Annotated in this window: 11 protein-coding genes; 8 read left to right on the top strand and 3 right to left on the bottom strand. The window is 67.7% G+C overall.

Annotated elements, in window-relative coordinates; all coding sequences use genetic code 11:
• Positions 1-6 precede the first annotated feature (6 nt).
• Genes ASG92_RS09930 through ASG92_RS09915 form a run of 4 tightly spaced genes read left to right on the top strand, consistent with a single transcriptional unit; the run spans position 7 to position 3,640 of the window.
• Positions 7-702 (top strand): methyltransferase domain-containing protein, encoded by a 696-nt coding sequence (locus ASG92_RS09930; protein ID WP_056627266.1) that lies wholly within the window; start codon positions 7-9, stop codon positions 700-702.
• Positions 699-1,832: an NAD(P)/FAD-dependent oxidoreductase gene (locus ASG92_RS09925; protein ID WP_056627263.1), complete on the top strand. Its 1,134-nt coding sequence runs from the start codon at positions 699-701 to the stop codon at positions 1,830-1,832. The genes ASG92_RS09930 and ASG92_RS09925 overlap by 4 nt, the downstream gene beginning before the upstream one ends.
• A 48-nt stretch (positions 1,833-1,880) precedes the next feature.
• Positions 1,881-2,918, top strand: a complete 1,038-nt coding sequence (locus ASG92_RS09920; RefSeq protein ID WP_240987070.1) for a hypothetical protein — start codon at positions 1,881-1,883, stop codon at positions 2,916-2,918.
• A complete protein-coding gene (locus ASG92_RS09915; RefSeq protein WP_082579415.1) occupies positions 2,915-3,640 on the top strand; it encodes a peptide deformylase in 726 nt (241 codons plus the stop codon). Before ASG92_RS09920 ends, ASG92_RS09915 begins: the two co-directional genes overlap by 4 nt.
• Here the strand turns inward: ASG92_RS09915 and ASG92_RS09910 are convergent.
• The gene (locus ASG92_RS09910; protein WP_056627256.1) at positions 3,637-5,679 is read right to left on the bottom strand and encodes a S9 family peptidase; all 2,043 of its coding nucleotides are present in this window, start codon (positions 5,677-5,679) and stop codon (positions 3,637-3,639) included. The genes ASG92_RS09915 and ASG92_RS09910 overlap by 4 nt on opposite strands.
• 91 nt (positions 5,680-5,770) lie before the next feature.
• On the opposite strand from ASG92_RS09910, the gene ASG92_RS09905 reads away from it, so the two are divergent.
• The 4 genes from ASG92_RS09905 (at position 5,771) to ASG92_RS09890 (ending at position 8,961) form a co-directional block, all read left to right on the top strand.
• Positions 5,771-6,658 (top strand): methyltransferase domain-containing protein, encoded by an 888-nt coding sequence (locus ASG92_RS09905; protein WP_056627253.1) that lies wholly within the window; start codon positions 5,771-5,773, stop codon positions 6,656-6,658.
• 121 nt (positions 6,659-6,779) lie between these two features.
• A complete protein-coding gene (locus tag ASG92_RS09900; RefSeq protein WP_056627251.1) occupies positions 6,780-7,241 on the top strand; it encodes an NfeD family protein in 462 nt (153 codons plus the stop codon).
• 105 nt (positions 7,242-7,346) lie between these two features.
• Positions 7,347-8,297 (top strand): SPFH domain-containing protein, encoded by a 951-nt coding sequence (locus ASG92_RS09895; RefSeq protein ID WP_056627248.1) that lies wholly within the window; start codon positions 7,347-7,349, stop codon positions 8,295-8,297.
• Positions 8,298-8,613: 316 nt separating this feature from the next.
• Positions 8,614-8,961, top strand: a complete 348-nt coding sequence (locus ASG92_RS09890) for an RNA polymerase-binding protein RbpA (protein WP_056627246.1) — start codon at positions 8,614-8,616, stop codon at positions 8,959-8,961.
• Between the two features lie 127 nt (positions 8,962-9,088).
• On the opposite strand, the gene ASG92_RS09885 is transcribed toward ASG92_RS09890, so the two are convergent.
• Both ASG92_RS09885 and ASG92_RS09880 read right to left on the bottom strand, forming a co-directional pair.
• On the bottom strand, positions 9,089-9,835 hold the full coding sequence (locus tag ASG92_RS09885) for a polyprenol monophosphomannose synthase (RefSeq protein WP_056627242.1): 747 nt from the start codon (positions 9,833-9,835) through the stop codon (positions 9,089-9,091).
• Between the two features lie 510 nt (positions 9,836-10,345).
• Positions 10,346-12,007: an amidohydrolase family protein gene (locus ASG92_RS09880; RefSeq protein WP_056627240.1), complete on the bottom strand. Its 1,662-nt coding sequence runs from the start codon at positions 12,005-12,007 to the stop codon at positions 10,346-10,348.
• Positions 12,008-12,060: the final 53 nt, after the last annotated feature.

The following is a 12,060-nucleotide window of genomic DNA, read 5'->3' as shown; positions in this document are numbered from 1 at the left end:
CCCGTCATGGGAATCCTGGGCGCCCGCGACACCCACGCCATCGAGGAAATGGACCGGCCGGACTGTGATCCGGACCGCCTTGACCGCACCTACAGGCAGTTTGCCCTGGTCAACCGGGCTTTGTCCGGCTGGCATGGGCTGTACCGCAACAGGATACGGCCGCTCCTCTCCAGGACCGGCCCGGCCACCCTCCTGGACGTCGGCTGCGGCGGCGGCGATCTGGCCCTGATGTTCGCCCGCTGGGCCGCCACGGACGGAATTGATCTCCGAGTCACCGGCATCGACCCGGATGAGCGGGCCTACCGCTTTGCTGCGAACCGCGAGCCGGCGCCGCGCGTGCGGTTCCGCCAGGCCACCAGCACCGGGCTTGTCGCGGAGGGCGCGGCATACGACGTCGTGATTTCGAACCACGTGCTGCACCATCTGGACGCGGGCGAACTGCAGTCGTTCCTCGGCGACTCGTCCGCCCTGGCCCTGCGCGCTGCGTTTCACAACGACCTCCGGCGCAGTGCGGCGGCCTACGCCCTGTTTGCAGCCGCCGCGCTGCCGCTCACGCGCTCCTACATCCGCCGCGACGGCCTGACCTCCATCCGGCGCAGCTACACCGTCCCGGAACTCGCCGCCGTCGTCCCCCACGGCTGGACGGCGGAGCCCCACTCCCCCTTCCATTGCCTCCTCACCTACCGCACGGGCGCGGAATGACCGAGGTCCTCATCGTTGGCGGCGGGCCGGTGGGCCTGTATTTGGGCGCGCTGTTGCTGCAGCACGGGGTGGCCGTCCGGATCCTCGAAAAGCGGACCGGCCGCAACGCCCACACGAGGGCCATCGGCATCCATCCCCCGGCCCTCGCCGCCCTGGACCGCATCGGGGTGGCCTCGGCGCTGGTCGCCCGGGGCGTCCCTATCCGCCGCGGCCACGCTGTCAGTGCCGGCCGCGAGATTGCGCACATGCCGTTCGGGCCGGTCTCCGACCGCTACCCTTTTGTCCTCGCCGTCCCCCAGCCGGTGACGGAGTCGATCCTTGAGCGGCGGCTTCTTGAACTGGACGGCGGCGCGCTGCTCCGCGGGGCTGAGGTGACGGACATGCACGACGACGGCGGCCGGGTCACCCTGACCGTCACCGGAGCGGGCGTTCCGTCGAGGCTGTCCGCCGCCGTCGCGGTGGGGGCGGATGGCGCCAATTCGACCGTGCGCCGGCTGTTGTCAGTGCCTGCTCCTGAAAAGCGGTATCCGGACCATTACCTGATGGGCGATTTTCCCGAATCCAGCCCCTATGGCAGCGATGCGGCCCTGTTCCTCGAAGAAGACGGCATTGTGGAGTCCTTTCCGCTGCCCGGTGGAGTGCGCCGCTGGGTGGTCCGGCTGGACCGCCCGCCGGCCCGTCCCGACGCTGCGGAACTCGCCGGTCTCGTCGCAACCAGGACCGGGGTGGCGGTGGACGCCTCGCGCAACAGCATGCTCAGCAGCTTCGGCGTGCGGTCACGGCTGGCCTCCCGCATGGTGGCCGGCAGGACGGCCCTCATCGGCGATGCTGCGCACGAAATCAGCCCCATCGGCGGACAGGGCATGAACCTTGGCTGGCTTGATGCCGAATCCCTGCTGCCGGTCATCCTTGCCGCCTTGACCGGCCAGCCCTCCGGGGCTGCGCTTCGCCGCTTCGACGCGGCGCGCCGCCGTGCCGCCACGGCAGCCAAGCGCCAGGCGGAGGTGAACATGGTGCTCGGCAGGCCCCTCCCGGGTGGCGTGCTGCGGGCCCGAAACACTGCTATCGCCCGGGTGGCCGCGGTGCCTGCCATCAATGCGTTCGTGGCCAAACGGTTCACCATGCAATGACCGGCAGTCCCCGTGTGGCGGCGCGCTCCGGGGGCCTAGACTGCAAGCATGCGTCCCCGATTTTGGACCGCCCGACGCCGGAGCACGCGACGGAGCACGCGACGGAGCACTCGACGCCAGAACAGGGGTCCCGCCGTCGTTCTCGCCGCTGCGGCGTTGCTGGCCCAGGCAGCCTGCACCCCGCCCGCTGAGGCGCCCCGGACGCCCAGTGCGCCGCCCAGTGCGTCGGCCGGTTCGCCGTCCGCGCCTCCTGTTACGGCCAGGGTGAACCAGTTCCGGGACAACTACGGGAAGCAGATCATCGAGATCCAGCTGACCAACAACAGCGCAAGCACGGTCACCGTCCGGGCCGCGGGCATCGCCACCCCGCTTTTCGCCGCCGGGATTGCCTGGCGGGCCTCGCCGGACGGAACCCAGATTCCGCCTGGCCAGGCGAAGAGCCTGCCGGCGCACCTGACGACCGCCAACTGCGGGACTGGCACCGGCGCCGGGAGTCCCGGCACGGAGGCCCAGGATTTGGTGTCCGTCACGGTCCGGCTGTCGCCGAACGGTGCAGCAGAGAACGGTGCCCCAGAGAGCCTCCCCGCCACGGACCCGTTTGGTGTCCTCGTTCGGAACAACACAGAGCAGTGCCTGGCCAGGGACGCCAGCTCCGTGGCCGCGATCGGTCTGCGGCCGGAGCTTGACGTCTCTGGTGATGGCCGGCGGGCCGTGTTGCGGCTGTCCATCCGGCCGTCTGCCCGGACCTCACCAGAACAGCAGGGCGGCGGAAGCGGCGCTGGCCGGCTCGTCATCGAGCGCATCGACGGCACGCCGCTTCTGGCTGAGGACCCGGCCAGGCCGTGGCCGCTGAACTTGACCATCGAGGCCGGCGGGCCTGCCCAGGAACTTGAACTCGGAATACGCCCAGCCCGCTGCGATCCCCATGCCGTGGCCGAGGACAAGGTGGGTACGGTCATCCCCCTGCGCGTCATGGTGGGCGCCCGGACAGGCATCCTGAAGGTCACCGCGGACAGGGATCTGAGGGGCAGGATCCTTGACTTTGTCACGGCCGCATGTGCGCGCACCACTAGGCTGTCCCCATGAGCCAAGCATCGCCGCCTACGTCCTTCAGCCCTGCCAGGATCCGCGAGCTCGTGCAGGAAATGCTCGCCGCGGACACATTGCCGCCCATCGTGCAGGCCGGTCATCCGGTTCTTCGGCAGCGTTCCGCGCCGTTCGACGGCCAGCTGGAAGCGGGTGAACTGAGCCAGCTCATAACGCTCATGAGGCGGGTCATGCACGAGGCTCCCGGCGTCGGCCTGGCCGCGCCGCAGCTGGGTATTCCGCTGCAGCTGGCGGTCCTCGAAGACCAGTTTGAAATCGACGAGGAGACCGCCGCAGCCCGCGGACGGGCTCCGTTGGACTTCTTCGCCATCCTCAACCCGTCGTACACCCCGCTGGGCGACACAACCGCGGCGTTCTTCGAAGGCTGCCTTTCCGTGTCGGGGCTGCAGGCGGTGGTGGAGCGTCCGGAGCGCGTCCGACTCGACTATGTGACATCTGAGGGACAGCCTGCCAGCCGGGACTTTACCGGCTGGCAGGCGCGGATCGTCCAGCATGAGACCGACCACCTCCACGGAACGCTCTATCTCGACCGCGCCGAACTTCGTTCACTCAGCACCAACAGCGAGTACGGCGCTCGCTGGGCGGAGCCGGGCATCGGCAGAGCCCGGCAGGAACTTGGCTTCATGACCGGGCAGCCACTCGGCGGCGAGGAAGTACCTGGCCAGCCGGACCCGTCAGGCCAGCGGGACCCGTCAGGCTAGCTGGACGGGCCGGGGTTTTCGGCCGTAGGCAGGAATCGCGCCCACCACGCCAGGATGTGATCGAACCGCTGACGGCGGTGATGCGGCGTGCCGGACCGCGACAGTTCATGGTCCTCCCCGGGGAACACAAGGAAGGCCGATTCCACGCCCTGCTGCTTCAGCATGGTGAAGTAGCGCTGGCCCTGTTCCACCGGGCAGCGCAGATCGTCCTCGCTGTGGATGACGAGGGTGGGTGTCCTGACGGCGGCAATCGTTGCCATGGGACTTTGGGCCGCCACCAGCTCTGCCGAGCGGCCGTTATATTCGCCGCCGAAGAACCACCCGATGTCCGATGAGCCGGTAAAGCTGACGGGGTCCAGGAAGCCGCGCTCCACGATGGCGGCCTTGAACCGGTGGACCTGGCTGATGGTCCAGGCGGTGAGGTAGCCGCCGTACGAGCCGCCCATGATTCCCACGGCATCCTGATCCAGCGAGGAGAATTTCTCCAGGGCACCGTCGAGGAAGGCGAGCACGTCCTGCATGTCAACAGTGCCCATCCGCTCCTTGATGGACCTGCCGTGTGCCTGGCCGTAGCCTGCCGATCCGCGCGGGTTGCACATCACCACCGCGTAGCCTGCCTCGGCGTACACCTGCGCTTCGTCAAACAGGGCGACGGTGTACTGGGCGAACGGACCGCCGTGGATGTTCAGGAGCACGGGATGGGGGCCCTTGCCCGGGGGCATCAGCACCCACCCGTGTACGGGGTAGCCGTCGGCCGAGGGGAACGTCAGTTCCTGCGGTTCGATGATTCCGGCCTCTGTGCGGAGTGCTGACGAAAAGTCGGTCAGGAGCCGGAGCTGGCCGCCCTCAAGGGCGCAGACGTCACCGGTCGTGGCCGAGTCAGAGACGCTGACGTAGACCGATCCTCCTGCCGCTGCGGCACCCGTCACCACCCTGTCTCCGTGGACCAGGAGTGCATGGCTGCCGGTGGCGCTGAACTCCAGCAGCTCAACGGTGCCTTGCGCGTTGTTGACCACCAGGACGCCGTCGCTTCCGCGGAGTTCAATCCGGACGCCCGGCGCGGCGACGTCCATGTGTTCCGCGTCGCTTAGCGCCCGCGCCTCCCCGCCCGCTGCGGGCATGACGTATAGGACCGTGTTCTTCGCGACAAAGTCCTGGCCCGTGCTGCCGAGGTCCTGCGCCGTGAAGAACAGCCATTTTCCGTCCATCGATTCGCGGACGTCCTGGACTGTCTGCAGACCGGCGTTGGCCTCGACGCAAACCGGCTCCCCGCCGTCGGCCGGAACGCGGTAGATCCCGCTGACCAGGTCCTGGTCACTTGCCTCGTGAAGGGCCGCGACGAAGTAGACGGACGTGCCGTCGCTGCTGAAGGACTCGCCGGTGTGGTCGGTCGGCGCGGTGGTGAGCTGCCGGGCGTCGGGAAGGCCCACGGCCTTTGTCACCCCGCCGGCCGCCGGGGGCTGATTCCTGTCCCTGAGGGCACGCCCCGCCGGCTGGACTGCCGGCTCTGCGCCCAGATCCGGCACATCCAGCGCGAAAAGCTGAAGCGGCTTGTCCCGGGTGTAGCCCACCCCGTTCATCCTGTACTTGTAGTCCGTGATGAGGCGGGCATCCTCGCCGCCGGAGCTGACGCCGTCCAGCGTGCCGTAGCGCCCGGATTCCGGCTCCCTGGAACTGAAAACAATCCGCTGGGAATCGGGCGACCACGCGAACGAGGACACACCCAGGGCCCGGTCGGTCAGGGCCTGCGGCTCCCCGCCGGCGGCTTCCACCACGTGGAGCTGGGGCTTGCCGCCCGCGGCTGCCCGGAGAAACGCCAGCACGCGCCCGTCCGGCGAAAACGCCGGGGCCGTGTCACGGAAGCCTCGGGTTACGAGCCGCGGCCGTTTTTCGGGATCCTGCGGTACGCTCCACAGCTGGCCCACGTAGGCGTCGGCGTCAAAGTCGGGACGCGTAACCGAGACGACGGCGCGCGTGCCGTCTGGATGGGCGGCAGGGGCGGAGACGGATTTGAGTAGCGGCAGATGTTCAGGCTTCACCCACGTGAGCCTAGCGTTTCCGGCACGGCGTGTGAAACACCTCACCTGGCCCCTTCTGCGGTGCCGGAACAACAGCCCTAGGATTGTCCCTATGCCTCCCCGCCTGCCGTCCCTGCTGTGCCCTGTCTGCCGGAAGTTGCTCCTTCCTGCCTCTGGCGAAAGTGCGGCCGCTGCCCGGCCCCGGGCCCTGGCCTGCGCGGCGGGCCACAGCTTCGATGCCGCCCGGCAGGGCTATTTCAACCTGCTGGTGGGCAAAGGAACTGCCTTCCAGCCGGATTCCGCCGACATGGTGGCCGCCCGGGCCGCCTTCCTCGACGCCGGGCATTACCGGCCGCTGGCCGCCGCGGTCGCCGGCGCGGTGGCCACGGCGCTGCAAGGACCCGAACCGGCCGTGCTTGACTCCGGAACAGGCACGGGCCATTACCTTCGGGCAGTCCTGGACGGGGCCGGCAGCGGCGGCTCCATCGCGGCCATAGGCCTGGACATCTCGAAGTTCGCGCTCCGGCGGGCGGCGAAACTCAACCCCGACGCCGTGAATCTGGTCAGCGATGTCTGGCAGCAGTTCCCGGTGGCGGACGCCGCCGTCGACGTCGTCACTGTGGTCTTCGCGCCCCGCAACGCGGCCGAATTCGCCCGGGTCCTCAAGCCCTCGGGCCGGCTCATCGTGGTGACGCCGCGGCCCGGACACCTTGCCGAAATCGCGAGCCAGGCCGGCATGCTCGGAATCGAACCGGCGAAGGATGAACGGCTGGCCGACGCACTCACGGGCCACTTTGAGCTGCTGTCTGCGCAAGACGTCGACCTGGCCCTCGGGTTGTCCCCGCAGGACGTGGCAAACCTGGCGCTGATGGGTCCCGCCGGCCACCACACGGACCGCCTGGCCCTCACGGCCAGGCTCACCGGCTTTCCGGCCGTCACCGCGGTCTCCGGGAAGTTCCGCGTCAGCGTCTTCCTGCCCCGAAGAACCGCAGCCGCATAACGGCTTGGCCACGTTCCGGCGCAGGCTGAAAGTCCACTGCCAGGTCCCCGCTGCTTCGGTCTAGGATGGAAGAAAGTTACGGAGGGTCTGCCCCGCAGCCCCCGGAATCAAGGGGGAATGGATGTTTGAATGGCTCGGCCAAAACTGGTGGGCACTGTGGCTCACGGTCTTCCTGGTCTTCGCGGCCGTGGAAATGCTGACCCTTGATCTCTTCTTCATCATGCTTGGCGGCGGCGCCCTGGCCGGGCTCGTGGCCGACTTCGCCGGCGCCGATCTCTGGCTTCAGATCGTGGTCTTCTGCGTCGTGTCGCTGCTGATGATCGCGTTCGTCCGCCCGGTCACCCTCAAGCACCTGCACAAGGGCCCGGCCGATCAGCGCACCAACGTTGATCGCCTGATCGGCGAATCCGCACTCGTCATGGAGGCGGTGTCCGCCACCGGAGGACGGGTCAAGATCGGCGGCGACGTCTGGAGCGCCCGTTCCGAGTCCGGCGTCCTGACTGAGGGCCAGCGCGTAATCGTCGCGGCCATTGACGGCGCGACGGCGGTAGTGGCACCGCAGGCCGAAACAGCGATCCAGTAAGAACCGCGAACACAGAGATTTCTGCTGCCGCCGTTCCGGCGCCAGCAGATGCGGCGGGCGATCCGCCAATGTAGAGCTTCACTGAATTTGGGGAGAAGGAGAAGTATGGATAGCCCAGGAGGAATCGCCGTCACTTTCGTGATGCTGGTCCTGATCGTCTTTGTCGTCATTGTGCTGGTCCGCTCGGTGCGGATCGTGCCGCAGGCCCGGGCCGGAGTGGTTGAGCGCCTCGGAAAGTACCAGCGGACCCTCAACCCCGGCCTGACCATCCTCATCCCGTTTGTGGACCGGCTGCTGCCCCTCCTGGACCTCCGCGAGCAGGTTGTTTCGTTTCCGCCGCAACCTGTGATCACCGAGGACAACCTCGTGGTGTCCATCGACACTGTGGTCTACTTCCAGGTGACCGATCCGCGGGCTGCCACCTACGAAATAGCCAACTACATCCAGGCCGTGGAGCAGCTGACCACCACCACGCTCCGCAACGTTGTCGGCGGATTGAACCTGGAAGAAGCGCTGACTTCGCGCGACCAGATCAACGGCCAGCTCCGCGGCGTGCTGGACGAGGCCACGGGCCGCTGGGGCATCAGGGTTTCCCGCGTGGAGCTGAAGGCGATTGATCCGCCCCACTCCATCCAGGATTCGATGGAAAAGCAGATGAGGGCTGAACGCGACCGCCGGGCCGCGATCCTGACTGCCGAAGGCACCAAGCAGTCGGCCATCCTCACGGCCGAAGGCCAGCGGCAGGCAGCCATCCTGAAGGCCGAGGGTGATGCCAAGGCGGCCATCCTTCGCGCCGACGGTGAGGCCCAGGCTATCCAGAAGGTCTTCGACGCCATCCACAAGGGTAATCCGGACCAGAAGCTCCTGGCCTACCAGTACCTCCAGACGCTGCCCAAGCTCGCCGAAGGCACGTCCAACAAGCTGTGGATCATTCCGAGCGAAGTGGGCGAGGCGTTGAAGGGCATCGGCAACGCGTTGGGCGGAGCTAACCCGGATCCGCGCTCTGGTGATTTGTTCGGCCCCGGCCCTGATGCGGGCAAACAGCCCGAATCGTAGGTCGCAGCGAAGTAGGTCGAAGGGACAAGGGAGGCACGCTGCCAGGAGTGCCCCCCTTTTTCCTGCCGCCGCGGATGGTCCCGTCCCGGGAGTTGGGCGACGGACCGGTCCGGGGGTCGGCCCCGCATTGCCGTCATTGCCGGAAAACCGTATAATGGTATATTTGTCCGGCCGGATCAGTCCGGGCGGAACAACAATGCTTGGCAAAGCGTTTCATCTAGTGATGCTACGTAGAGCACACCGTAGTCCGGAGGCCGCTTTTTAGCCGCCGGCTAGCGCGGAGCCCGGCTCCGCGAACCGACCAGAGGGAGAAATCATGAGCGATCGCAGCCTGCGGGGTATGCGACTTGGCGCACAAAGCATGGAGACCGAATCCGGCGTGGAGCCGGCTCCGCGTCAGCGGGTTGAGTACCGGTGCGAGGACGGCGAACAGGTGTTTGTAACCTTCTCCTCCGAAGCCGAAATTCCCCCTGTATGGGTCTCCAAGACCGGCAAGGAAGCGCTGCTCGTCGATGGCGAACGCCCCGATACCAGCAACGAAAAAGCCGTCCGCACCCACTGGGACATGCTGCTGGAACGCCGGTCCCTTCCCGAGCTTGAGCAGATCCTCGAAGACCGCCTCACCATTTTGCGCGAACGCCGTGGCGAGCGGCGCACCGCGTAGCCGGCGCTAAGGCACCGAGCTAAAACGCCGAAAGGCCGGATCCGCTGCGTTTTTAGAACGCAGCGGATCCGGCCTTTTTGTTCCGGGTTAGCGGACAGGCAAATTTCGCCGCCGGCTGTCCGGTCGGCTAGGCCCGGCTGTCCGCCTGGTCTTTTCCGGTCAGTTTGTTCCAGCGGGCCGTCAGGCCCCACTTCGTGACGTTAATCATGGCCTCGACCACGATGTTGCCACTCATCTTCGAGGCGCCCAGCTCGCGTTCGACGAACGTAATGGGCCGTTCCACAATGGTCAGCCCCATTTTGGCGACGCGCCAGGCCAGATCCACCTGGAAGCCGTAGCCCACGGACTCGATCTGGTCTAGGTTCAGCTTCTCGAGGGTGGTGCGCCGGAAGGCGCGGTAGCCGCCGGTGACGTCCTTGATTTTGACGCCGAGCATGATGCGGGAGTACGTGCTCCCAATGCGGGAAATCGCCTGCCGGTACAGCGGCCAGTTGACCACTTTTCCGCCGCGCACCCAGCGCGAGCCCATGGCGAGGTCAGCGCCCTGTTCCACCGCGTCCAGGAGTTGCGGTAGCTGCTCAGGCTGGTGTGATCCGTCGGCATCCATTTCGACGAGGACGTCGTAGCCGGCGTTGAGACCCCACTTGAAGCCCGCGATGTAGGCCGCTCCCAGCCCTTCCTTGCCCTTGCGGTGCAGGACGTGAACCTGGCTGTCTTCGGCAGCAATGCTGTCCGCCAGTTGTCCGGTGCCGTCCGGGCTGTTGTCGTCCACGACCAGGACGTCGGACGCCGGCACCGCGGCACGCAGACGGCCGAGCGTTATGGGGAGCGACTCCAGCTCGTTGTAGGTGGGAATGATGGTGAGGACACGCACAGGGAGGCCTTTCCTGGATGGGAGCGGTCAGCACGCGTGGAGTACGGCGGGACCGCCGACTCGCAAAGCGCAACTCTCCATTATACGGGCCCGTACCAGCCCATAATCCCGCCGCTGTCTGGTTCCCGCCGCTTATGACGGAAGCGTCCATGGTTGCGCCCCGGGATGCCGCGGGCAGGTCCACACTGCCGCGGGCCAGTTCCCGACTACGCGATGGGCGGTGAGGGAACTGTTTTCTGCTGCGTTGTGGACCTGCCCCGGAATGCCACCGCCACGAGTCACCAGGCGGCTTTCGCGTTCCAAAAAGGTGGAGCGGCGGCCAGACAGATACTGCTCCAGAAGCACCCGTCCGTTGACCCTCAATGCTACGGACTGCCGTTGGCCTGTCAACCGGCCCCTGACCAGCTCTTACGTGCATCGCCGCAGGTCAGCGCCGGATTCGGCGCCTGCAAACCGCCCCGATTCATGCCCGGGTGGGCGGCTTGTTGCAGCGGCCGTGCCGGCCCCGGCTCAGGCGTGCAAGGCGTCGGCGGAGAACAGCTCCAGCCCGTTCCGCACCGTCTGAAGGCAGCGCGGGTCTGTCCCGGTGTCCAGTGCCGGAAGCAGCGGTGTCCTGGCCCGCGGATCGGTACTCCAGGACTGGACCCTGCCGTCGGCCACCTGGACCATGAGTTCCTCGACGTCCCAGACCGCAAACGTTGCCGGGGCACCGGGCACCAGCTGTCCGGCCATCGGGTTGGCGTGCCTGGCCGCCCGCCAGCCTGCCCGCGTGTGGCCGAGGAATGCCGCCCGGGCGGATATCCGCTGTCCAGGATTGTTGTGCTCGAGGCAGGCCCGCACGCTGGACCACGGACGCAGCGGGGTCACCGGGCTGTCGCTTCCGAAGCAGATGGGAACGCCTGCCGAATAGAAGGAAGCAAAGGGGTTCATGTTCTCATTCCGGGAACCCAGGCGCTGGTCGTAGAGCCGGCCCGGTCCGCCCCAGGCCGCGTCAAAGGCTGGCTGGACGCTCACCGTCACCGAGTACTTGGCGAGGCGCGCAATAGCGTCGGCGTCGGCCATTTCCACGTGTTCGAAGCGGTGACCGGCCGCGCGGATCCGCTGCTCCCCCACCTCGGCGGCAGCCAGGTCCAGCGCCTCCAGGGCGGCGTCGAGGCCGGCGTCGCCGATGACGTGGAACCCGCCCTGGATTCCCAGCAGGGAACAGGCAGCCAGGTGTGCGGCGGCCTGTTCCACGGAGAGATACGTTGTTCCCTTCTCCCCCGGTGCGTCGGTGTACGGCTCCCGCAGGGAAGCCGTCCGGGATCCGATGGAACCGTCAATGTTCAGGTCACCGGCAAGTCCCCGGACCGGAACCCCAAGCTCAGCGAGCAGGGACTCGGCGTCCGCCGCCGACGTCGTCAGTTGACCCCAGTAGGCCAGGACCTCGGGCAAGGGCGCGGAATCAGCTCCCGCATTCCAGCCGACGGCCAGCTGCAGATCGAGCGGGCTCCCGATATGGGGTGCGCCCATTTCCGCCAATGCCACGTAGCCGTTGGCCGCGGCCTCGTCCAGCGCCCGCCGCTGGTGGTTCTGCAACTCGGCTGCGGAGAGGCGCCTGGTGGCCAGCCGTGCCGCGGCATGCGCCTCCCGTTTGACGGGGCCGCCGGGCGCGAACCCGTCAAGGTCCGGCAGGCCGGCCGCAGCAGCCAATGCGGAGGACACCAGCGCCGAGTGGGCGTCCACCCGCGACAGGTAGACGGGCCGGCCGCCGGCAGCGCGCTCCAGTTCGCCGGGTTCCGGGAGCGTGGGATCATCCCACAGTGTCTCGTCCCAGCCGTGCCCCAGGATGGTGCCTGCCCCGCCGGCTCCGGCCACAGCGTCCAGCAGCTCCCGGGCCGAGCGGACGTTGCCCAGCTGCAGCCCGCCCAGCGCAATGCCCGTCTCCGTCAGGTGCACGTGGGAATCCACGAATCCGGGGGCAAGCAGCGCGCCGCGGAGATCGATGACTTCCATGGAACTGTCGGCGATCGACGTTGCTGCCTGTTCAGAGCCCACCCAGGCAATCGTGTCACCGTCCACGAGCATGGCGGTGGCGAACGGGTCGGCCGCCGTGTAGACGGAGCCGTTCCGGTACAGCGTCACCTTCGACGGTGCGGAACCGGCCTGGGCGCGCGCGTGTGCTTCGGTCATGGGCGTGGAACTCCTTGGGATTTCTGGGGTGCGGTGCGGGGCCGGACAGCGGG

Origin of the sequence: Arthrobacter sp. Soil736, from assembly GCF_001428005.1 — a bacterium.
GTDB lineage: Bacteria > Actinomycetota > Actinomycetes > Actinomycetales > Micrococcaceae > Arthrobacter.
The sequence above is the reverse complement of the archived record's forward strand: the minus strand, read 5'-3'. Positions and strand labels throughout refer to the sequence as shown.

Bases quoted from the DNA above. Each gene is read 5' to 3' on its own strand.
- ASG92_RS09880 (WP_056627240.1), bottom strand. From the start codon at position 12,007: ATGACCGAAGCACACGCGCGCGCCCAGGCCGGTTCCGCACCGTCGAAG.
- ASG92_RS09920 (WP_240987070.1), top strand. From the start codon at position 1,881: ATGCGTCCCCGATTTTGGACCGCCCGACGCCGGAGCACGCGACGGAGC.
- ASG92_RS09895 (WP_056627248.1), top strand. From the start codon at position 7,347: ATGGATAGCCCAGGAGGAATCGCCGTCACTTTCGTGATGCTGGTCCTG.
- ASG92_RS09925 (WP_056627263.1), top strand. From the start codon at position 699: ATGACCGAGGTCCTCATCGTTGGCGGCGGGCCGGTGGGCCTGTATTTG.
- ASG92_RS09915 (WP_082579415.1), top strand. From the start codon at position 2,915: ATGAGCCAAGCATCGCCGCCTACGTCCTTCAGCCCTGCCAGGATCCGC.
- ASG92_RS09905 (WP_056627253.1), top strand. From the start codon at position 5,771: ATGCCTCCCCGCCTGCCGTCCCTGCTGTGCCCTGTCTGCCGGAAGTTG.
- ASG92_RS09930 (WP_056627266.1), top strand. From the start codon at position 7: ATGGGAATCCTGGGCGCCCGCGACACCCACGCCATCGAGGAAATGGAC.
- ASG92_RS09900 (WP_056627251.1), top strand. From the start codon at position 6,780: ATGTTTGAATGGCTCGGCCAAAACTGGTGGGCACTGTGGCTCACGGTC.
- ASG92_RS09890 (WP_056627246.1), top strand. From the start codon at position 8,614: ATGAGCGATCGCAGCCTGCGGGGTATGCGACTTGGCGCACAAAGCATG.